The 20355-nt window shown below is 67.7% G+C and carries 23 protein-coding genes and 1 tRNA gene; 15 read left to right on the plus strand and 9 right to left on the minus strand.

Translation table 11 applies throughout. The annotated features are described in order from the left end of the window. The first annotated feature begins 118 nt into the window (after positions 1-118). Positions 119-988: a hypothetical protein gene (locus tag JJQ90_RS14395; RefSeq protein ID WP_216876551.1), complete on the plus strand. Its 870-nt coding sequence runs from the start codon at positions 119-121 to the stop codon at positions 986-988. 19 nt (positions 989-1007) lie between these two features. On the opposite strand, the gene JJQ90_RS14400 is transcribed toward JJQ90_RS14395, so the two are convergent. Beyond that, complete coding sequence (locus JJQ90_RS14400; RefSeq protein ID WP_216876553.1) at positions 1008-1778, minus strand: DUF3891 family protein; 771 nt, start codon at positions 1776-1778, stop codon at positions 1008-1010. Between the two features lie 149 nt (positions 1779-1927). On the opposite strand from JJQ90_RS14400, the gene JJQ90_RS14405 reads away from it, so the two are divergent. The 4 genes from JJQ90_RS14405 to JJQ90_RS14420 all read left to right on the plus strand — a co-directional run bounded on the left by JJQ90_RS14405 (position 1928) and on the right by JJQ90_RS14420 (position 5739). Further along, on the plus strand, positions 1928-3076 hold the full coding sequence (locus JJQ90_RS14405) for a Re/Si-specific NAD(P)(+) transhydrogenase subunit alpha (protein ID WP_216876555.1): 1149 nt from the start codon (positions 1928-1930) through the stop codon (positions 3074-3076). A 12-nt stretch (positions 3077-3088) separates the two neighbouring features. After that, a complete protein-coding gene (locus tag JJQ90_RS14410; protein ID WP_216876557.1) occupies positions 3089-3484 on the plus strand; it encodes an NAD(P) transhydrogenase subunit alpha in 396 nt (131 codons plus the stop codon). 3 nt (positions 3485-3487) lie between these two features. After that, positions 3488-4897, plus strand: a complete 1410-nt coding sequence (locus JJQ90_RS14415) for an NAD(P)(+) transhydrogenase (Re/Si-specific) subunit beta (protein ID WP_216876559.1) — start codon at positions 3488-3490, stop codon at positions 4895-4897. Between the two features lie 101 nt (positions 4898-4998). Then, the gene (locus JJQ90_RS14420) at positions 4999-5739 is read left to right on the plus strand and encodes a sulfite exporter TauE/SafE family protein (protein ID WP_216876561.1); all 741 of its coding nucleotides are present in this window, start codon (positions 4999-5001) and stop codon (positions 5737-5739) included. Position 5740: 1 nt separating this feature from the next. On the opposite strand, the gene JJQ90_RS14425 is transcribed toward JJQ90_RS14420, so the two are convergent. Both JJQ90_RS14425 and rpsU read right to left on the minus strand, forming a co-directional pair. After that, a complete protein-coding gene (locus JJQ90_RS14425) occupies positions 5741-7021 on the minus strand; it encodes an aspartate aminotransferase family protein (RefSeq protein ID WP_216876563.1) in 1281 nt (426 codons plus the stop codon). 158 nt (positions 7022-7179) lie between these two features. Then, on the minus strand, positions 7180-7383 hold the full coding sequence (gene rpsU / locus JJQ90_RS14430; protein ID WP_007006360.1) for a 30S ribosomal protein S21: 204 nt from the start codon (positions 7381-7383) through the stop codon (positions 7180-7182). A 204-nt stretch (positions 7384-7587) separates the two neighbouring features. On the opposite strand from rpsU, the gene def reads away from it, so the two are divergent. The 7 genes from def to JJQ90_RS14465 all read left to right on the plus strand — a co-directional run bounded on the left by def (position 7588) and on the right by JJQ90_RS14465 (position 12420). Continuing rightward, positions 7588-8127, plus strand: a complete 540-nt coding sequence (def, locus tag JJQ90_RS14435) for a peptide deformylase (protein WP_216876565.1) — start codon at positions 7588-7590, stop codon at positions 8125-8127. After that, a complete protein-coding gene (locus JJQ90_RS14440; RefSeq protein WP_216876567.1) occupies positions 8124-8702 on the plus strand; it encodes a COQ9 family protein in 579 nt (192 codons plus the stop codon). The genes def and JJQ90_RS14440 overlap by 4 nt, the downstream gene beginning before the upstream one ends. Positions 8703-8997: 295 nt before the next feature. Continuing rightward, positions 8998-9543 (plus strand): hypothetical protein, encoded by a 546-nt coding sequence (locus JJQ90_RS14445; RefSeq protein WP_216876569.1) that lies wholly within the window; start codon positions 8998-9000, stop codon positions 9541-9543. Positions 9544-9556: 13 nt separating this feature from the next. Then, positions 9557-10255 (plus strand): ATP12 family chaperone protein, encoded by a 699-nt coding sequence (locus JJQ90_RS14450; protein WP_216876571.1) that lies wholly within the window; start codon positions 9557-9559, stop codon positions 10253-10255. After that, complete coding sequence (locus tag JJQ90_RS14455) at positions 10252-10530, plus strand: acylphosphatase (RefSeq protein ID WP_216876573.1); 279 nt, start codon at positions 10252-10254, stop codon at positions 10528-10530. Before JJQ90_RS14450 ends, JJQ90_RS14455 begins: the two co-directional genes overlap by 4 nt. Before the next feature lie 294 nt (positions 10531-10824). Beyond that, complete coding sequence (locus tag JJQ90_RS14460) at positions 10825-12225, plus strand: DEAD/DEAH box helicase (RefSeq protein ID WP_216876575.1); 1401 nt, start codon at positions 10825-10827, stop codon at positions 12223-12225. Positions 12226-12237: 12 nt separating this feature from the next. After that, positions 12238-12420: a hypothetical protein gene (locus tag JJQ90_RS14465; protein ID WP_216876577.1), complete on the plus strand. Its 183-nt coding sequence runs from the start codon at positions 12238-12240 to the stop codon at positions 12418-12420. Here JJQ90_RS14465 and JJQ90_RS14470 read toward each other — a convergent pair. Then, positions 12417-13715: a leucine-rich repeat domain-containing protein gene (locus tag JJQ90_RS14470; protein WP_216876579.1), complete on the minus strand. Its 1299-nt coding sequence runs from the start codon at positions 13713-13715 to the stop codon at positions 12417-12419. The two genes, JJQ90_RS14465 and JJQ90_RS14470, sit on opposite strands and share 4 nt — an antisense overlap. Further along, positions 13712-14530 carry a hypothetical protein gene (locus tag JJQ90_RS14475; protein ID WP_216876581.1) on the minus strand — a complete coding sequence of 273 codons (819 nt, stop codon included), beginning with the start codon at positions 14528-14530 and terminating at the stop codon, positions 13712-13714. Before JJQ90_RS14475 ends, JJQ90_RS14470 begins: the two co-directional genes overlap by 4 nt. Positions 14531-14752: 222 nt before the next feature. Here JJQ90_RS14475 and JJQ90_RS14480 point away from each other — a divergent pair, with 222 nt between their 5' ends. Then, on the plus strand, positions 14753-14902 hold the full coding sequence (locus JJQ90_RS14480; RefSeq protein ID WP_216876583.1) for a hypothetical protein: 150 nt from the start codon (positions 14753-14755) through the stop codon (positions 14900-14902). A gap of 10 nt (positions 14903-14912) precedes the next feature. On the opposite strand, the gene lipB is transcribed toward JJQ90_RS14480, so the two are convergent. Next, positions 14913-15584: a lipoyl(octanoyl) transferase LipB gene (gene lipB, locus JJQ90_RS14485; protein WP_216876585.1), complete on the minus strand. Its 672-nt coding sequence runs from the start codon at positions 15582-15584 to the stop codon at positions 14913-14915. 27 nt (positions 15585-15611) lie between these two features. Here lipB and JJQ90_RS14490 point away from each other — a divergent pair. Beyond that, positions 15612-15697, plus strand: a tRNA-Leu gene (locus JJQ90_RS14490). Positions 15698-15745: 48 nt separating this feature from the next. Here JJQ90_RS14490 and JJQ90_RS14495 read toward each other — a convergent pair. The 3 genes from JJQ90_RS14495 to JJQ90_RS14505 all read right to left on the minus strand — a co-directional run bounded on the left by JJQ90_RS14495 (position 15746) and on the right by JJQ90_RS14505 (position 17903). Continuing rightward, on the minus strand, positions 15746-16405 hold the full coding sequence (locus JJQ90_RS14495) for a GNAT family N-acetyltransferase (protein ID WP_216876587.1): 660 nt from the start codon (positions 16403-16405) through the stop codon (positions 15746-15748). 258 nt (positions 16406-16663) lie between these two features. Beyond that, positions 16664-17503: a hypothetical protein gene (locus tag JJQ90_RS14500; RefSeq protein ID WP_216876589.1), complete on the minus strand. Its 840-nt coding sequence runs from the start codon at positions 17501-17503 to the stop codon at positions 16664-16666. A gap of 16 nt (positions 17504-17519) precedes the next feature. Then, positions 17520-17903, minus strand: coding sequence for a hypothetical protein (locus JJQ90_RS14505; RefSeq protein WP_216876591.1), 384 nt, complete (start codon positions 17901-17903; stop codon positions 17520-17522). Between the two features lie 117 nt (positions 17904-18020). Between JJQ90_RS14505 and JJQ90_RS14510 the strand changes: the two genes are divergently transcribed. After that, the gene (locus tag JJQ90_RS14510) at positions 18021-20300 is read left to right on the plus strand and encodes an NADP-dependent malic enzyme (protein WP_216876593.1); all 2280 of its coding nucleotides are present in this window, start codon (positions 18021-18023) and stop codon (positions 20298-20300) included. The last annotated feature ends 55 nt before the right edge of the window (positions 20301-20355 follow it).

Genomic DNA, 20355 nt, shown 5'->3' on the forward strand with positions numbered 1-20355 from the left:
GCGGTCAATGCGGAACTCGTCTGCCGGCAGGCCTGACAATCGGGTGAGAGGCTGTAGGCGGCCTTGTTGCAGACCCTGTTTCGCCATTCTATGCGACCCCTTTGCAGGGCGCGCGGCGATGTCGAAATCAAACAGCGAGGCGGCAGCCGCCGGGGTCAAGGCGTTCTACCGATCCAAGGCGACCGAGATCGGCGCCATAGGGGGCACCGACGGCACGGGATACGCGCTGCTGATTGCCGACATGATCGGCTCGATCATCGACGGCAAGTTCGGGATCAGCGCCGGGACCGGGATTGCCGGCGGCCTCAACATCTTCGCCGGCCTCATCACGCCCGGCTGCACCCCCGCCATCCCCAATCCGATGTTCATCGCCAACGGGCATGACGAGCCTGTCTGGAGCGCGCTGACCGAGCTTTACCTCGGCGACCGGGCCTGGAAGGGGATGGGAGCCACGGCGCTGAGCCTGATCGGCATGGGGGCCTCCGTCGGGACCGGCGGGGTGAATGTCGTGGACGTGGCGATGCATGGCAACGCCTCCTACTCCACGCTCTGGCATCTGAAGCATCTCGGCCTCATGGCGCACAGCTACAGGCAGACGGTGACCATCTCCGACTGGCTGAAGGTGGTTGTTGCCATGAAGACGCTGAAACTCACCATCCGCGGCGGGCAGGCGGCCTTCGCCTTCGTGCCGGGGGCCTCGCTGCCGGTCGGCGTCGCGGCGGCGGCGATGAAGGCCGGCATCAAGATGTCGGCGACGAACACCTGCCTGATGACGGCGATGGCGATCCACTGGCGCGCCTACCGGGAACAGGTCATCGGCGCCAGCCTGGGGGGCGGCGGCAAGGCCGAGGGGCCGGCAACGCGCATCTTCGTCGAGGTGCTGAAGCGCCGCGGCCTGGGCCGCTTCTACGGCCATTACGATCCGCTGGGGATGATTCGGGAGCCGGCGGGCTGGCAGGTGCTGGGGGACAAGATCCTGCAGATCTAGACCCCGGCGGGGCGCTGCCTCAGCCCGGCACCAGCCGCGCCGAGACCGCCTGCACCGAGGCTGCGGCCAGGTCGGCGCGCATCGCCGCCTCATCCGTCCAGCGGGCGCCGGCCGGAAGGCGGCGGGCGCGCCATTCCAGGGTCACCTCGGCCAGGCGGAAGGGCCAGGGGGCGATGGCCAGCACGCCGGCCTGCTCGGTCAGCGTGAGCTTCACCCGGCTGCCATCGGCCATCGGCGCACTGCCGACCCCGCCCACGGTCTCCACCCCGCCACAGACCGCGAGGCTCAGCGCATCCGTCACCGCGACCAGCGCCCCGGCGGTCTCCACCTGGGCCGGCGTCGCGCCCAGGTGATGCGCGAGGTCCTGCTGCACCACGGCCTGTTCGCGCAGATAGGTCTCGGCCGCATCGGCATCGGCCTGGTCGAGCTGATGGCGGTCGGCATAGCTGCCATAGATCAGGCTGCCATGGCGGCTGACCAGCAGGGCCACCCAGGGCCCCCAGGCCACCAGCGCGCGGGCGACACCCTCCGCCCACATCGGCGCGTGGCTGCGGGCGCCGACGGCGCGGAAGACATGCGGCAGGCCGGTTTCCGGGTCCAGCGTCGGCGCCGCCTCCCACCCCATCCAGGCCACGTCGTGCTGGGCGCAGGCGGTGGCCACGTCCTCGAAGGGGTCGAGCGCGGCGAAGCCGGGCGCGCCCCAGGCGCGGGCGATCTGGCCCGAGACCAGGGCATGCATGGGCTGGCTGATCGCCAGCAGGGAGCCATCGGGCAGGTCGCGCAGGAGCATGGAAGCAACATGGCCCTGTCGAAGCTCGGGGGAAAGGCCGGACGATCGACCCCGACGCGGAATGGCATCCTTGCAAGACTTGCAACACACCTTCATATGGCGACGTCTTTGGCTGAATATGGTCGGTGCGGAACGGGGGGATCGTTTTGATGCGCGTTGCGGTATTGCGCGAACGGCGTGGGGCGGAGACTCGGGTGGCCGCGACGCCGGAGACGGCGAAGAAGCTGATCGCCCTGGGCTGTACGGTCGCCGTCGAGACCGGCGCTGGTCTCACCTCCGGCTTTCCGGACAGCCTCTATGCCGAATCCGGGGCGGAGATCGCTCCTGATGTGGCCAGCGCCCTGGCCAATGCCGGGCTGGTGCTGAAGGTCCGTGCCCCGCTCGGCACCGGGGAAGGTGAGGTCGATGAACTCGCCATGATCCCGCGCGGCGCCATTCTGATCGGCACGCTGGGCGCGACGCGCGCCATGGCGGACACCTACGCCCAGCTCGGCATCGAGGCCTGTTCCATGGAACTGTTGCCGCGCATCACCCGCGCGCAGTCGATGGATGTGCTCTCCTCCCAGGCCAATCTCGCCGGCTATCGTGCGGTGGTGGAGGCGGCGACCGCCTTCGATCGCGGCTTCCCCATGCTGATGACGGCCGCCGGCACCATCCCCGCCGCCAATGTCTTCGTCATGGGCGCGGGCGTCGCCGGCCTGCAGGCCATCGCCACCGCGCGCCGCCTCGGCGGGCGGGTTTCCGCCACCGATGTGCGGCCGGCGGCGAAGGAGGAGATCAAGTCCCTCGGCGCCACCTTCGTCGGCTACGAGGATGAGGAGAGCAAGGCGGCCCAGACCGCGGGCGGCTATGCCAAGCAGCTCTCCGCCGAATTCTACGCCAAGCAGGCCGAGGTGGTGGCCACCCATATCGCCAAGCAGGACATCGTTGTCTGCACGGCGCTGGTGCAGGGCCGCAAGGCGCCGATCCTGGTGAATGAGGCGATGGTCGCCTCCATGAAGCCGGGCAGCATCATCGTCGACCTCGCCGCCGAGGCCGGTGGCAACTGCGCCGCGACGGTCCCGGGCGAGATGAGCGTGACCAGCAACGGGGTGAAGATTCTGGGCTACCGCAACTGGCCGGGCCGGATTTCCGGCGCCTCCTCTGCGCTCTATGCGCGCAACCTGCTGACCTTCCTGACCACCTTCTGGGACAAGGAAGCGAAGAAGCCGGTGCTGGCGGAGGACGATGACATCGTGAAGGGCGTGCAGCTGACCCGCGGCGGTGCCGTGGTTCACGCCTCGCTCCCGGCAGCCTGAGGAGATCGCGCCATGAACCCGCAACAGATCGCCAATGAGGCGGCCTCCCTCTCCGACCGCGCCGCGCTGCTCGCCGAGCATGCGCGCCAGTTGGCGGAAACCGCCGCCCCCCTCGCCGCCGCGGCCGAGCCCTTCCTGCTGATGCTGACCATCTTTTTGATGGCCTGCTTCGTCGGCTACTACGTGGTGTGGAACGTGACTCCGGCGCTGCATTCACCGCTGATGGGTGTGACGAACGCCATCTCCTCCGTCATCGTGGTGGGCGCCATCCTCGCCACCGGCCTGGCCGAGAGCCTGGCCGCGCAGATCTTCGGCTTCATCGGCGTGACGCTGGCCTCCGTGAACATCTTTGGCGGGTTCCTGGTGACGCGCCGGATGCTGTCCATGTTCAAGAAGAAGGGCAGCTGAGCCATGGGACAGACCCTCTCGACCCTGGCCTATCTCGTCGCCTCCGTCCTGTTCATCATGGCGCTGCGCGGCCTCTCCAACCCCGAGACCAGCCGCCAGGGCAACCTGTACGGCATGATCGGCATGGGCATCGCGATCATCGCGACCCTGCTGCGGCCGGGCATGGGCGCGGGCGGCATCGTGCTGGTGCTGGCGGGGCTCGCCATCGGCGGCACCATCGGCACGCTGCTGGCGCAGCGCATCCAGATGACGTCCCTGCCGCAGCTGGTCGCGGCCTTCCATAGCCTGGTGGGCATGGCGGCGGTCTTCGTGGCGGCGGCGGCCTTCTACTCGCCGGAAAGCTTCGGCATCGGCTATGCGGGCAACATCAAGGCCGCGTCCCTGGTCGAGATGTCGCTGGGCCTCGCCATTGGCGCCATCACCTTCAGCGGGTCCGTGATCGCCTTCGCGAAGCTCGATGGGCGCATGTCCGGCGCGCCGATCATCTTCAAGGGCCAGCACATGCTGAACGCGGCGCTGGGCGCGCTGCTGCTGGTGCTGGTGATCGCCTTCGTCGCGACCGGATCGCCGATCCTGTTCTGGCTGATTGCGCTGCTGTCCTTCGCGCTCGGCTTTCTTCTCATCATCCCGATCGGCGGGGCGGACATGCCGGTCGTGGTGTCCATGCTGAACAGCTATTCCGGCTGGGCGGCGGCGGGCATCGGCTTCACCATCGGCAACCTGCTGCTGATCGTCACCGGCGCGCTGGTTGGTGCCTCGGGCGCGATCCTGTCCTACATCATGTGCAAGGGCATGAACCGCAGCATCATCAACGTGCTGCTGGGCGGCTTTGGCAGTGATTCGGGCGCCGCGGCCGGCCCGGGTGCGGGCAATGCGGACCGTGCGCCGGTGAAGGCCGGCAGCCCGGAAGACGCCGCCTACATCATGAAGAATGCCCAGAAGATCATCATCGTGCCGGGCTACGGCATGGCGGTGGCGCAGGCGCAGCAGGTGGTGCGCGAGATGGCCGACCTGCTGAAGAAGGAAGGCGCCGAGATCTCCTACGCCATCCACCCCGTCGCGGGCCGCATGCCCGGCCATATGAACGTGCTGCTGGCCGAGGCGAACGTGCCCTATGACGAGGTGCATGAGCTGGAAGAAATCAACGCCGAATTCGCCGATGCCGACGTGGCCTATGTCATCGGCGCCAACGACGTGACCAACCCGGCGGCGAAGACCGACAAGAGCTCCGCCATCTACGGCATGCCGATCCTGGATGTGGAACGCGCCAAGACCGTGTTCTTCGTCAAGCGCGGCATGGCGAGCGGCTATGCCGGCGTGGAGAACGAGTTGTTCTTCCGCCCCAACACCATGATGCTGTTCGGCGACGCCAAGAAGGTGACGCAGCAGATCGTGCAGAGCCTGCAGAAGTAGTCTAGCCTCCGCATCGTATACCCGGCCGGATCACGGCCGGGTCGCTGGGGGAAGCGCCCGTCGCCCTGCCGGACTCCACGGGAGGGCCAAGGGGGTTCTGCATGGACGAGTTCCTGGTCTTCGTCGCGGTTGGCTTCGCCGCCCAGATGATCGATGGCGCCATCGGCATGGCCTATGGCCTGACGGCGACCAGCGTTCTGATCTCCTTCGGCACGCATCCGGCCGTGGCCAGCGCCAGCATCCATGCGGCGGAGGTCTTCACCACGGGCGTCTCCGGCCTCGCCCATTGGCGACTGGGCAATGTGCAGCCCCGGCTGGTGGCGCGGCTGGCGCTGCCGGGCATGGCGGGCGGCATCGCCGGCGCGCTGGTCGCCTCCTTCCTGCCGATGCACATCATCCGGCCGCTGGTCAGCGCCTATCTGCTGCTGATGGGCGGGCTGATCCTGTGGCGGGCGCTCCGGCCGCGGGAGGCGCAGCCGGGCGGGCGCGTGACGCTGCTCGGGCTGACCGGAGGCTTCCTGGATGCGGCCGGCGGCGGCGGCTGGGGGCCGCTGGTCACCTCCACCCTGATCGGGCGCGGCGATGTGCCGCGCATGGCGATCGGCTCCACCAACGCCGCCGAGTTCTTCGTGACCTTCGCGGTGACCGTCACCTTCTTCGCGGCCATCGGGCTGGAACTTTGGCAGGCGATCCTCGGGCTGGTCGTGGGCGGCGTGCTGGCCGCCCCCTTCGCCGCCCTCATCGCCCGCCACCTGCCTGCCAGGGCGCTGATGCTGCTGGTCGGCGGCGTCATCATGCTGCTGTCGCTGCGCAGCCTGGCCGCCGCGCTCGGCTGGTTTTGATCTAGCTGGGCAGCGTCGCCATGGCGCGCGCAAAAGCCTCCAGCGTCTGCTCCACGTCCCGCGCCTCATGCGCCGTCGAGACGTAGTACTTGCTGTCGCCCTTCAGGATGCCGCCGGCCCGCAGGGTGCGGTTCGCATGTGCCTGCATGGCCCGGTCGGCGCGCAGCGTGGCGCGGTAGTCCCGCACGGCGCCATCGGTATAGACCACGTCGAACAGGGTCGGCTCGCCGACGATCTGGGCCGGGATGCCGGCCTTGGCGATCTGCGCCGAAAGCCCCGCCATGATCGCGCGGCCGGTGGCGAAGACGGCCTCATAGGTGCCGGGCCGGCGCAGGATTTCCAGCGTCTTCAGCCCGGCGACGGCAGCCACCGGATTGCCGGACAGCGTGCCGACCTGCATCAGGAAGCCGTCATCACCGACCAGCGCCTTGTCGAAATGCGCCATGATCTCGGCCCGCCCCGCCACCGCCGCCAGCGGGAACCCACCGCCGATGGTCTTGCCCAGCGTGCAGAGGTCCGGCGTCACGCCGTAGAGTTCCTGGGCGCCGCCATAGGCGAAGCGGAAGCCGGTGACGACCTCGTCGAAGATCAGCACCAGCCCGTGCTTGGTGCAGAGCGCGCGCAGCCCTTCGAGAAAGCCCGGGGCGGGCGGGATCAGGCGCTGCAGCGGCTCCACAATGATGCCGGCGATGCTCTCGCCCTGCGCCTCCACCAGCCGCGTCACCGCCGCCAGATCGTTGAAGGGGGCGACCAGCACGTCATCGGCGACGGATTTCGGGATGCCGGCGGAATCGGGCACCGGCTGGGGGAAATTCGCCAGGTGCTGCGGCGCCAGGCTCATCAGCCCGTAATCGGACATGCCGTGATAGCCGCCCTCGAACTTCAGGATCTTGTCACGGCGGCGGAAGGCGCGGGCGAGGCGCATGGCATAGAGGTCGGCCTCGGTGCCGGAGCCGACGAATCGCAGTTGTTCGGCGCAGGGCACGGCCTCGACGATCGCCTCGGCCAGGGCGATGCCATGCTCGTTATTGGCGAAGAAGGTGGTGCCGCGGCCGAGTTGCTCCTGCACCGCCTCGGTCACTTCCGGGTGGCAGTGGCCGATGAACATCGGGCCGGAGCCGAGCAGGAAATCCACATATTCGCGCCCGGCGACATCCCAGACCCGGCCGCCAGAGCCGCGTTCCAGGATCACATCCGCCGGAAAATTGCCGAAGCCACCCGCCGGCAGCACCCGCCGGGCGCGCGCCATAAGCGCCTGTTCCCGGTCCATCACCCCATCCATCGCCCAATCCCCTGTCAGGAGTGCGCAGTAGACGCGCTTGGCGCGGAAAGGTGAAGACGCACGAAACCGCGGGCTACGGGGCTTGGCCCCGCACCGCGGTATTTCGGCTCGCTGATCGCAGCATCCCGCCGGGGAGGGGCGGGCAATCGGGAGAGGCTTTAGAAGCCTTCCCGCTCAAGCCGCTTGCGCTCCACCTTGCGGGCGCGGCGGACAGCCTCCGCAGCCTCACGCGCGCGGCGTTCGGACGGCTTTTCGTAATGGCGGCGGAGCTTCATTTCACGGAACACACCCTCACGCTGAAGTTTCTTCTTCAGCGCCTTCAGGGCCTGGTCGATGTTATTGTCGCGGACGACGACCTGCACGCGATGGAACCTCCTGGTTCGGAATGGTAGGATAAGCGAAACGCGGATGCGCGTCGGCGGGTCCAGGGGCAGTCCCGAAGGACAAGGCCCCGAACCTCCGACGCGAGATGGCTCTCTTAGCACGCGATTCGCCTTGAGCGAAAGACCCTCCCGCACCGCCACGCACGCATTACCTTGTGGGTGACGCATCGGATTCCCCGCGACATGGCCATTCTGAAGATCGCCCGCATGGGCCACCCCGTCCTGACCCGGCCCGCCTTGCAGGTGGAGGACCCGACCGCGCCCGAAATCCGGCGACTGATCGCCGACATGGCGGAGACGATGGAGGATGCCTCCGGCCTCGGCCTGGCGGCGCCGCAGGTGCATGTCGGGCTGCGGCTGTTCGTCTGGCGCGGCGGCGCCGGCAATATCCTCGCCCTCATCAACCCCGAGATCGAAGCGGTGGGGGAGGAGGTGGAGGAGGGCTGGGAGGGCTGCCTTTCCATCCCCGGCCTGCGTGGGGAGGTGCCGCGCGCTGCCCGCATCCGCTTCCGCGGCCTGGATGTGGAGGGACGGCTGGTGGAGGGCGAGGCCGCCGGCCTGCCCGCCCGTGTCATTCAGCACGAGACGGACCATCTGAACGGCGTGCTCTATCCGATGCGGATGACCGACCTGTCCCGCTTCGGCTTCAACGAGGAACTGCACCGCGCTGCCCAGGCTGGGGCCGCCCAGGCCGAGCGCCGTGCCGAGGAGGCCACCGCATGATCGAACGCAGCGAGGAACGGGACCAGGCGATCCGCGCCACCCTGCCGCATGTGCCCGCGCTCGGCTGGACCCGCGCGGCCCTCTCCGCCGGCCTGGCGGATCTCGGCCGGGACCCGCTGGAGCAGGACTGGCTGTTCCCGCGTGGGCCGGCCGAGGCGATCGAGGCCTGGCTCGACCTCGCGGATCGCGAGATGGAAGCGCGGGCTGCCGAGGAAGACCTGCTGTCCCGGAAGATTCCGGCCCGTATTCGCCGGCTGATCCTGATCCGCCTGGAACAGGCCGCCCCGCATCGGGAGGCGGTGCGGCGCGCTTTGGCCCAGCAGTCGCTGCCCTGGAACCTCGGCAGCGCCCTGCGGACGGTCGCGCGCACCGCCGATTCGATCTGGGGCGCGGCGGGCGACACCTCCGCCGACTTCTCCTGGTACACGCGGCGGGCAACGCTGGCGGGGGTGTATGGCGCGACCCTGGCCTTCTGGATGCAGGACGAGGAGGAAGGCCACCCGGCCACCATCGCCTTCCTGGACCGGCGCCTGGCCGGGCTGGCGCGCTTTCAACAAAGGAAACGAACCGCCTGACATCGCGTTCATGCCCCGGACACCTTGAAGGAGCGAGGGGCATATGAAGGGCATTCTGTTGTGGCTGGTCGGGTTACCAATCCCGATCATCATCATCCTCTACCTGATTGGAATCTTGTGAAGATGCACCGCGCGTAATGGTGCTGGCATTTGCCCAGGGATGCTGTAAAGGCATGCATCCATGGGATGCCAAGGGGGCCGGGGGGCTCCGCCGCAGGATCGGCTGACGCAACAGTGTTTGCGCGGCCCGGGCTGATGCGGCAGGGAAGGCGTCCCCAGGGGAGACTCCCACGCCATGCGCCGCAACCTGACCGTCCGCCTCCTCCTCGCCGGTGCCGCCGTTGCCATCGGCGGACCAGCCCTCGCCCAGGCTTGCGCCCAGCCGAGCGAGCGCACCGCCTTCGAATTGCGCGCCCTGCAGAGCCAGTTGATGGTCGCCGCCATCACCTGCCAGCGCGATGGCGACTACAACGCCTTCGTCACCAAGTTCCGGGGCGAGCTCGGCGGTGCCTACAACACCATCCGCGCCCATTATCGCCGCACCGCCGGCGCCCAGGGCCAGCGCGCTCTGGATGGCTACATCACGACCCTGGCCAATGAGCAGTCGCAGGACGGCATCCGCCAGGGCTCGCGCTTCTGCCAGAACATCACGCCCCTGTTCCAGGCCGCGATGGCGCAGAGCAATGCCAGCACGCTCGCCGAGATCTCGATGGAGCGGAACGTGCTGAACCCGGTCAGCGTCACCGCCTGCCCGGAGCGTGCCGCGCCCGCCGCCACCACGCCGGCCCGCCGCCGCCCGGCCGCCAACACCCGCTCCGCCGCGGTGTCCCGCAACCGCTGAGCACGGTCGCGCCGTGAAGCGCTTCTGGAACGAAGCGCGGGTGGCGGAAGGGGAGGATGGCTTCGCCATCCTGCTCGACGGCCGCCCGATGCGCCTGCCCGGCGGCGGCCCCATCCGCGTCGCTTCCCGCCCCCTGGCGGAGGCGCTGGCGGAGGAATGGCAGCGCGCGGGTGGCGCCAAGGATGGCGAGATGCGGCCGGACGACGTGCCGCTGACCCGCATCGTCGGCACGGCCATGGAGCGTATCGCCCTGGCCCGGGAGGGCACGGTCGACGCCATCGCTCGCTACGGCGAGACCGAGCTTCTGTGCTACCGCGCCGAACATGGTCGCCTCGCCGAATTGCAGGCGGCCGGCTGGGACCCCTGGCTCGCCTGGGCGGCGCGGGACCTGGACGCGGCGCTGCGCGTCACCGCCGGAATCATGCCCATCACCCAGCCGCCGCAGGCCCTTTCGGCGCTGCGCCGCGCGGTGGCGGCCAAGGGCCTGATCGAATTGTCGGCCCTTGGCGTCGCGGTGCCGGCGCTGGGCAGCCTGGTGCTCGGCCTGGCCATGGCGGCGGGGCTGGTGACCCCGGCGGAGGCGCATCGCCTTTCCACCCTGGAGGAATGTTTCCAGGAGGGGCGCTGGGGCCAGGATGCGGAAGCCGCCGCGCGGCGCGAATCGGCGGCGGCCGATGTGGCGCTGGCCGCCAGGCTGCTGGCCCTGGCATGACCTTGGCGCTGCTGCTGGCCATCGAGGGCCGGGTGCAGGGCGTGGGCTACCGGGACTGGATGCGGCGGCAGGCCCGCCGATTCGGTGTGGCGGGCTGGGTGCGCAACCGGCCGGATGGCAGCGTGCAGGCCCTGGTGGCCGGCCCCACCGACTCCGTGCGCCGTCTGATCGCCGCCTGCCATCGCGGGCCGCTGCTGGCGCGGGTGGCGCGGGTGACGGAAACGCCCGGCGCCGCGCCCGAGACGCTGGATTTCGAGCGCCTCGCGGATGGCTGAGCCGGTGTTTCATGCTGCACCGCCAAAAATTCTTGTCGGGTTAGCGATTCTGTCCTAAGAGGCGCGGGTCGGCGGGTGTTTGCCCGCCGCGCCCCGGCCGCGTGAGCGGGCCCGGCGCCGTCACTCCGAAAGGGGGACCGGGCGCCTGGAGGCCCGGACCGGGGCGCTGCCTTCGCCCGAACAGGGCGCGGCTTTGCGGACAACATCGGACCGGCCCCGGCACGCGGGTTGGCCCACCGCCACCCACCGCCCGCGATATATCGCCGGGCGGCATGACCGGACTCGAATAGTTTCATGAGCTTCAGTGAACTCGGCCTCGACCCGCGCATCCTTCAGGCGCTGGAACAGGAAGGCTACACCACCCCCACCCCGATCCAGCGCGATGCGATTCCGCATGCCATGGCCGGCCGCGACATCCTGGGCATCGCCCAGACCGGCACCGGCAAGACGGCCGCCTTCGGCCTGCCGCTGCTGCATCTCCTCGCCGAATCCAAGGGCCGCCCGCCGCGCGGTGGCTGCCGCGCGCTGATCCTTTCCCCGACCCGCGAACTGGCCAGCCAGATTGCCGACAACCTCAAGATCTACGGCCGCCACCTCGGCCTGACCGTCTCCGTGATCTTCGGCGGCGTGCCGCATGGCGCGCAGCGGCGGGCGCTGGCGAATGGCATCGACATCCTGGTGGCGACGCCGGGCCGGCTTCAGGACCACCTGGATGAGGGCTCCGCGCGCCTCGACATGGTGAACGCCCTGGTGCTGGATGAGGCCGACCAGATGCTGGACAAGGGCTTCTGGCCCGCAATTCGGAGAATCCTGCCGAAGCTGCCGGCCAAGCGGCACACCATGTTCTTCTCCGCCACCATGCCGGCCGAGGTCGCCAAGCTGTCCGCCGAGATCCTGCGCGATCCGGTGCGGATCGAGGTGGCGCCGGTGGCGACGACGGCCGAGCGCGTGGCCCAGAAGCTGATCGTCATCGAGCAGGGCCGCAAGCGCGGCAAGCTGGCCGAGCTGCTGAAGGGCGAGGGCGTGGGCCGCGTGCTGGTCTTCACCCGCACCAAGCACGGCGCCGACCGCGTGGTGAAGAACCTGGAAGCCGACGGCATCGCCGCCAACGCCATCCATGGCAACAAGAGCCAGGGCCAGCGGGAACGCGCGCTGTCCGACTTCAAGTCGAACCGCGCCCCGGTGCTGGTCGCCACCGACATCGCCGCCCGCGGCATCGATGTGGATGGCGTGACGCATGTGATCCAGCACGACATGCCGGACACCCCCGAAGCCTATGTCCACCGCATCGGCCGCACCGCGCGCGCCGGCGCCAGCGGCATCGCCATCGCCATGTGCGCGCCGGATGAGCGCGAGAAGCTGTGGGCGGTGGAGAAGCTGATCCGCATCTCCATCCCCGCGACCGATGAGCGCCAGGATGTGAGCGTGCCGATGCACCGCACCGGCGGGCGTCCGGATGCCGTGAAGCCTTCCGGCGGCAATCGCGGCCGCAACAGCCCGTCCCGTGGGCGCAATGGCGGCGGCGGCGGCCAGGGTCGCGGCGGCCAGGCGCAGGGCGCCCCGCGCGGCGCCGCGCCGAGCGCACCCCGTGGCGGCGACCAGCCGGTGCGCCGCCCGGCCGCGGCGGCCGCGGGCCAGAAGGACCGCAGCTGGCGCGAAGGCGATTTCCGGGACGGCGCCGCCCGCGGGCGATAAGGGTTTTCGGCCATGCGCGAAACGGTGCTGATGAAGGGTGAGATGGCCACACGGGTCATCGTCACCACCGAAGCGGGAACCGAAGTGCTGGATGAGGAAGACGAGGTGCTGGAGTCCTACCCGGACGACCAGCACGCGACGGTCCTGGCCCGGTTTCTGGGGCAGGGGTGGGAGGTGGAGGAGGACGGGCCTTAGCGGGGTAGGAGGGGGCGTGAGTAATTTGCTCCCTTTCCATACGCACGCATTCGTTCGAGTTCTTCTGGTGGCATATTGGTGGTCTGGACACCGGCCAGTGGCGGGGGAATTCCGTCCGCAATGCGGTAGACCTTGCTATTCCAATGCACGCTAAGCTTTATTAATCCGGCTAGCGGTGAAAGATCGGAAATCGTTGTTCCGTTGATGTCGAGGACCCGCAAATTGACGAGTCCAGACAGTGGCGATAGGTCCGTAACGTTCGTGCGGTGAAGATGAAGTCCCCGTAGGCTTGTGACTTTCGCTAGGGGCGATAAATCGGCGATTCCGGTACTGTTGAGATCAAGGTGCTGCAAATTTTCTAATGGTGCGAGGGGCGGTAACTCGGCGATTTTTGTTCCGTTTAGATCGAGCGCCGCCAGGCCGCTTAGCCCCATTAGGGGCGTAATATCAATAACGCCAGTACTATTTAGGTGCAGACGCGCTAGCTTCTTGAGATTAGCTAGTGGCGAAAGCTCCCGTACTTTAGTCCAGTTGAGATCGAGCCACTCCAAATTGGTAAGGTGCGATAACGGCGACAAATCGGTAACTTCAGTCGATCTGAGCTCAAGTCTCAGAAGTCTGGCTAAACCTGATAGTGGCGATAAGTCAGCCACTTTTGTGCGATTAAGGAAGAGAGATTTCAGATTATTTAATTTCGATATTGAGGAAAGGTCCGCCACCTCGGTGTCATTCAAGCGCAAATCCGTCAATTTGGCGAGGGATGAGAGTGGTGATAATTCTGATATTTTTGTGCGATTGAGGTGAAGTCCTCTCAGATTAATTAACCCTGAGATAGGCAGCAAGTCCATCACCTTGGTGCGGTTGAGAGCCAGTGTCTGCAGTTTGGTAAGCGTCGATAATGGTGATAGATCGCTCAAATTAGTGTCGTGTAGATTAAGAATAAGGGCAAGATCGACGTATTCTCTAGGTGGGGCTCGGCCAGCCAAAATCATATCCCTGATGCGATGCATGTCGAATTCGCACACATCCCGGAATTTGGTGCCTGCTAGGTTGGCGTTATCGAACTTCGATTTTTTCAGGCCGCGGGCGTTGCGAAAATCCGCATGCCTGAGGTCGGCATCCGTAAAATCATATTCGGAGAGATCGTCATGGCCGAAATCCACATTCCGTAGGTCGGCACCGCGAAAATCACGTCTAGGATTCAGTCCGGCAATCCGCACAAGTTTGCTGAAGCTAATGGTGTCGGCGTGCGCCACCGCGGCCAGCCGGCGCATAAAACCCCGCGAAAAACTCATGTTCTGGGGCGCATTCGGAGCTTTGCCTTCTGTAGCACCGCCCTCCCCAGTTGGTCACGTTCCAATGCTGAGAAGATCAAGGCATCCAGCACAGCTTGCTTGGCCGGCGAATCCACTGCGTGGATTGAAGCGTTGCCTTCAGCATCTAGCGGCGTTACCACGAAGCTGCGGCGCGGCACGCTTAGGCGTACCGTTACTGCCGTCTCCGTCTCCGCCTCCGTTGCATCAGCAGTGCTGGTCAGTACGGCGAGGTGATGACCGCCAAGCACTTCACCTTCAAGATAACCAGCTTCGTTACCATTCTGCGTCCGCGCCAACGGCCCAACTACTCGCAATCCGCCCGGTGCCTCTCGCAAATTCTCATGCGCCTCCCGCACCCCGACAAGGGAGCCATCGGTGACTAGATTCGCCGGGACGTCCACCGAGAGGAAAGCCTCGCGTAAGGCCAGAAGAACAGGGGGCTTGACCGACTCATCCGCCCGCGCACCAACTACCAGCCGCGCGCGCAGATAATATCCGCCCGCATTGTCCGCCTGCGGTGTCAGCAACTCCAGTTCGGCCAGTTCGGTGAAGGGTTGCGGATTATCACGCGGCCAATCGGCGGCGAACTGAGGCGGTTGTTCGGCGCCATTGGCCTCTGCGTGCTTCCAGGCTGCTAGGAATGCCTTTTTCGCCGCCTTGTGCGTCTCGTCCAGCCCGAACAGCTCGCGGGCCATGCTGGTTACCAGATCGAATGGAGGAAGGGTCTGGCCCTTCCGGTAGTTGTATAGAACTCGGACATCGCTGATTCCGGTTAGTTCGGCGAAACGGTCCATCGACCATTTGGGTAAGGCTTCCCGTGCGCCGGATGCCGGCCTCGTCCCTGCCTCCAGATGGCCATTGAGAAGCTTGCCGAAGGCAACGCGTGCCGGCGATGGCAGTCGCATTAGCAGGATGCCTTTCGGAAATGCGCCGGCGCACCGCTTTGTCCGAGGCGCAGCCTGTCATTTTCCGGCGCATCCATCAGAGAAAGGAGGCCCACTTCAAAGGGCCTCCTGATGTTCGACATCGTCGTCTACCTCCTCGTCTCCGCTTCTTATGGCCAGCTCGCCCATGAGGCGAATCGGCGCCGCCATCCCTGCCTCGGCTATTTTAGCCTGTCGCTTCTCTATGCCGTGCTCGCAGGTAAGAAGGGTATCCTTGGATGATGTGGCTTGCCTACCCGAACACCTCGCCCCAGGCACTCATCAGCGCCGCATCGGCGTCCTCCATCGTCGCCAGCACGCCCAGCCGGTGCAGGCTGGTCACGCCGTGCTCGGCGATGCCGCAGGGGACGATGCCCGCAAAATGGCTCAGCTCCGGGTCGACGTTCAGCGAAACGCCGTGCCAGGACACCCAGCGGGTCACGCGCACGCCGATGGCGCCGATCTTCTCCTCCGTGCCGCGGGCGCGGTCGGCGACCCAGATGCCGATTCGGCCATTGCGGCGCTCGCCCTTGATGTTGAAGCGGTCCAGCGTGCGGATCAGCCATTCCTCCAACCCGCGCACGTAATCCCGCACGTCGCGGGCGCGGACGCTGCCGTGTTCGCGGGTCAGGTCCAGCATCACATAGCCGGTGCGCTGGCCGGGGCCGTGATAGGTCCATTGCCCGCCGCGCCCGGCGGCCACCGCCGGGAAGCGATGGTCCAGCAGATCCTCCGGCCTGGCGGAGGTGCCGGCGGTGTAGGTGGGCTCATGCTCCACCAGCCACACGGCCTCCGCCGCCGTGCCGGCGCGGATGGCGGCGACGCGTTCGGCCATCGCCTCCAGCGCCGGCGCATAGGGCAAGCGGCCCGGGGCGATGGACCATTCAAGGGAAGCGGGAAGGGGCGTTGTCGGGTGCGATGTCATCGGCTATAGGCGCGCTCTACCCGATATGCGGTCGTGGCGGAATGGTAGACGCGCCAGCTTGAGGTGCTGGTGGGGGCAACCCCGTGGAAGTTCGAATCTTCTCGACCGCACCATCCTCCATCGCCCCCGGTGGCCAGCGCCAAGGCGCGGCATTTCCAGCTTCAGTGAAGGCACAGGGGCGGAGGCTCCAAGGCGGGGCGCCCGCCCAGGATGCAATCCGGCGGGCCACGTTCCACACCGATGACCCGCGCGGCATGCGGCCCTGTCCGGGGCCGCAACCGCATGCGGCCGCGCCGGCCGGGAATCGGGCAGGTGGCGTCCAGGGTGAAATACGCCGGCGCCGGGCCGCCGGGCCGCAACGCGCATTCCATCACCAGGTCGCCCGTGGCGGGCAGGGTGCCCGCCATCCGGAAGCCCATCTTGCGGTACAGCGCCAGGGCGCCCTCATTCCCCGGCACCACGATCAGCCTGACCCGCCGGCAGGCCGGCATGCTGGCGAGCCCTGCCATGATCCGCGCCAGGATGGCGCGACCCAGGCCGCGGCCCTGATGCGCCCGGGCCAGGATGAACCAGCCGAGCCACCAGCAGGTGGCGTCGCGCGGATCGGGGTGGATGACGTAGAAGCCGATCATGCGGCCCTCGGCCTGGATGCCGATCAGCGAATGCGCCGCGCCGCCGCGAACCGTCGTCAGGATGTCCGAAAGCGGGCCGAGGTAGTCGTCGACCTGGTCTGCATCCAGGTCCATGGCATGGACGATCTCCAGATCAGCCTTGGAGATCGGGCGGTAGCGAAGGGCCTGCCGGGCCCGAAGGGAAGACATGTGATCCTGCTATACTGTGTCGGCGGAGGATGAGGGTCCTGGCGCGGATGGAATTTCCCTCCACCGCCCCGGCCGCTCTCCCCTGTCGTGGACAATAGATGGCACCGGCCCTGGCCAAGGCAAATCAGCCCTGGCCGGCGGGTCATGTGACAGATGTGATATTTCTTGAAAAAGACCTGGGGCCCGGGAAATCGGCCCAGTTTACTTCGCGGTGCCGGTGTTCGGCTTTGAGGGTTCGCGCCGAAAAAATATTTCTTCCTATCCGGCAGGTCGGGTTGGATCTGGAGGCGGGGCGAGGATGGAGCGCTCCAGCTCGTCGAAGGTGCAGTTGAGCGTCTCTTCGCCAAAGGCGGTGAGGAAGTCGTAGCCGATCATCGCGTATTTCACGTCGTTCGACAGGGCGACCAGCGTCTGGTCCTTCAGCATCGCCTCGATGGTATCGGACAACCGCTTGCGTTCCGCCGCATCCATGGTCTGGAAGGCCAGCAGCGCGGCCTTGAGATGTGGCGCGGCCTTGGCAAAGGGATGCGGGGCGAAGCGCCGGGCCAGGCCATTGACCAAGGCGATGCGCCGTTCCGCACGCCGACGGTCCACATCGCGGTTCACGGCCGCGAGCAGCGAATCCACCACGAAGGCCGGCCCCACCTCCACATCCGTGCCGCCCGGCTGGCGAAGCGTCAGCAGCTTGGAGCGCAGCACCACCATGGCGCCGAAGCCCGCGAGCAGCGTGCGCGTCACGCCATCCGTGGGCGCGGACAGTGCTTCCCGGTAGTTCTCCAGCAGGAACAACGCCGTCACGGCGGCCAAGGCATTGGCGCCGATGAAGGTCATGCCGGGCGGACTCTTGGCGACCAGCCAGGGCTCGTCGCGGTAGCGGGAGACGAGTTCGGCAAAGCCCACCACGCCGCCGATGGTTGCCACCACCAGGTAGCGCCACAGGATGGTCTCGGGCGGCCAGCCACGTGCTTCCAGGTGCGCCTGGGTCCAGGGCAGGGCGAAGACCAGCGCCAGCAGCGCGATGATGGCCAACCAGACCGGGGCGTTGCACAGCCGGTCCAGCCGGCGCGCGGTGGCCGGCGACAGGGGGTCGGCGGCCATGGTCGATCCGCCCCGCTCAGCCGGCCAGGATCTGGCCGGCCCTGGTCAGGCCGTAGAGATGGTCGCCGCCGCGCGTGTCACGCTCCGCCAGTTCCAGGGCGCCGCGCCGTTCCAGCTCCGCCAAAGCGGTGCGCAGCACGTCATAATCGAAGTTCGGGTCCCCTGCCGCCAGCACGTCCCGAACCAGGCTCATACGGGCCTGCTGCCGCTGCTCCTGGGCCAGGATCTGCAGCACCGGGCGACCATAGCGCAGATAGGCCCCCTCCTGCTCGGCGGTCGGTAGCCTGACCGTCGCGTTGCCCACCGTGATGCTGAGCGGCGCAATAGTCTGCTCCGGTGCCGAACTGCTCTTGCCGAACAGGTCGAGGCTCCACAGCACGTCCTTGCCGGCCTTCATCATCACCCGAAACCCTTGTCCCGCAGAAAGCCTAGCACCGCGCCGCCGCGCGCGGCCAGCGCAACCGCCACGGGTCGCGGCGCGGCGCGATATCGCCTATAGCAGGTGCCGGAGGTGGCAATGGACGAGGATTTTCGCAAGGCAGCCCTGGACTATCACCGGCTGCCGCGCCCCGGAAAGCTCAGCGTGGAGCCGACCAAGCGCATGGCGACGCAGCGCGACCTCGGCCTGGCCTATTCCCCCGGCGTCGCCGCGGCCTGCGAGGAAATCGCCAAGAACCCCGACGCGGCCTGGGACTATACGGCGCGCGGCAACATGGTGGCGGTCATCACCAATGGCACGGCCGTGCTCGGCCTCGGCGCCATCGGGGCGCTGGCCTCGAAGCCGGTGATGGAAGGCAAGGCGGTCCTTTTCAAGAAGTTCGCCGGCATCGATTCCATCGACCTGGAGATCGACCAGCGCGACCCCGACAAGTTCATCGAATGCGTGGCCGCGCTCGGCCCCAGCTTCGGCGCGATCAACCTGGAGGACATCAAGGCCCCCGAATGCTTCGCCATCGAGCGGACATTGCGGGCGCGGATGGACATCCCGGTCTTCCACGACGACCAGCATGGCACGGCCATCATCGTCGCCGCCGCCGTCCGCAACGGCCTGCTGCTGCAAGGCAAGCGGCTGGAGGATGTGCGGGTGGTGAATACCGGCGGCGGCGCCGCGGCGATCGCCTGCCTCGACCTGCTGGTGGCCATGGGGCTGCGGCGGGAAAACGTCACCATCTGCGACATCGACGGCGTCGTCTGGCAGGGGCGTCCCAATACGGATCCCTTCAAGGCCGCCTATGCGCAGGATACGAACGCCCGGAAGCTGGAGGAGGTGCTGGCCGGCGCCGATGTCTTCCTCGGCCTGTCCGCGCCGCGCATCCTCAAGGCGGAATGGCTGCCGCTGCTGGCGCCGAAGCCGCTGGTCTTCGCCTTGGCCAATCCGGAGCCGGAAATCCTGCCGGAGGCCGTGCGCGCGGTGCGGCCGGATGCCATCGTCGCCACCGGCCGGACCGACTATCCAAACCAGGTCAACAACGTCCTCTGCTTCCCCTTCATCTTCCGGGGCGCGCTGGATGTCGGCGCCACCACGATCAACGAGGAAATGAAGGTCGCGGCGGCGGATGCCATCGCCGCCTTGGCGCGGATGGAGGCGAGCGAGGTGGTCGCCGCCGCCTATGGCGGCACGGCGCCCACTTTCGGCCCCGAATACATCATCCCAAAGCCCTTCGACCCCCGGCTGATCCTGGAAATCGCCCCGGCCGTGGCGAAGGCCGCGATGGAATCCGGCGTCGCCCGCCGCCCCATCACCGACATGCCAAAGTACCGGCAGGAGCTGGAGCGCTTCGTCTTCCGCTCCGGCAACCTGATGCGCCCGGTCTTCGAGGCCGCGCGCAAGCGCCCCTCCCGCGTCGTCTATGCCGATGGGGAGGATGAGCGGGTGTTGCGCGCCGTGCAGACGGTGCTGGATGACGGGCTGGCGGAGCCGATCCTGATCGGCCGTCGCGATGTCATCGCCGCCAAATCCGCCGCCATGGGCCTGCGCATGGATTTTTCCCAATCCGTGCGGGTGCTGGACCCGGCGCAGGATGCCGAGGTCTTCGGGCCGCTGGTGGAACTCTACAAGGCCAAGGTCGGCCGCAAGGGCATTCCGCCCGATGCCGCCGGGCGCCGCGTCGGCAACCGTCCCACCGTCGCCGCCGCGCTGCTGCTGGAAGCGGGGCTGGCGGATGCCTGCCTCTGCGGCGGCACCGGCGACTGGTTCCGCCACTGGCACCACGCCTATGACGTGATCGGCAAGCGGGAGGGGGTGGGCCGGGTCTATGCACTTTCCGCCCTGATCGTGCCGAACGGCCACCTGTTCTTCGTCGACACGCATCTGACCGTGGACCCGACGGCGGCGCAGATCGTCGACATGACGCTGCTGGCGGCCGAGCAGATCCGCGCCTTCGGCCTGACGCCCAAGGCCGCGCTGCTGTCGCATTCCAGCTTCGGCGCCTCCGGCGCGCCCTCCGCCCGCAAGATGCGCGATGCGCTGCGCCTGCTGCGGGAGGTGGCGCCGGATTTCGAGGTGGATGGCGAGATGCATGCCGATGCCGCGCTGGTGCAGGCGATCCGCGACCGGGCGGTGGCCGACAGCCCGCTGACGGACGCCGCCAACCTGCTGGTGATGCCGACGCTGGATGCCGCGAATATCAGCTTCAACCTGCTGAAGGCAGCCGGCGAGGGGCTTCAGGTCGGCCCGATGCTGCTGGGCATGGCGAAGCCCATCCATGTGCTGGTGCCGAGCGTCACCGCGCGCGGCATCGTCAATATGACGGCGCTGGCGGCGGCGCAGGCGAATGGGATGCTGGCGGTGGGGTAGGGGCGCCGCCCGTGGCCGCCGACAGGCGGGGCGGGATTGATGCAGATCAGGGAAG

The sequence above is a fragment of the Falsiroseomonas oleicola genome (genome assembly GCF_019029495.1).
Taxonomy (GTDB): domain Bacteria; phylum Pseudomonadota; class Alphaproteobacteria; order Acetobacterales; family Acetobacteraceae; genus Falsiroseomonas; species Falsiroseomonas oleicola.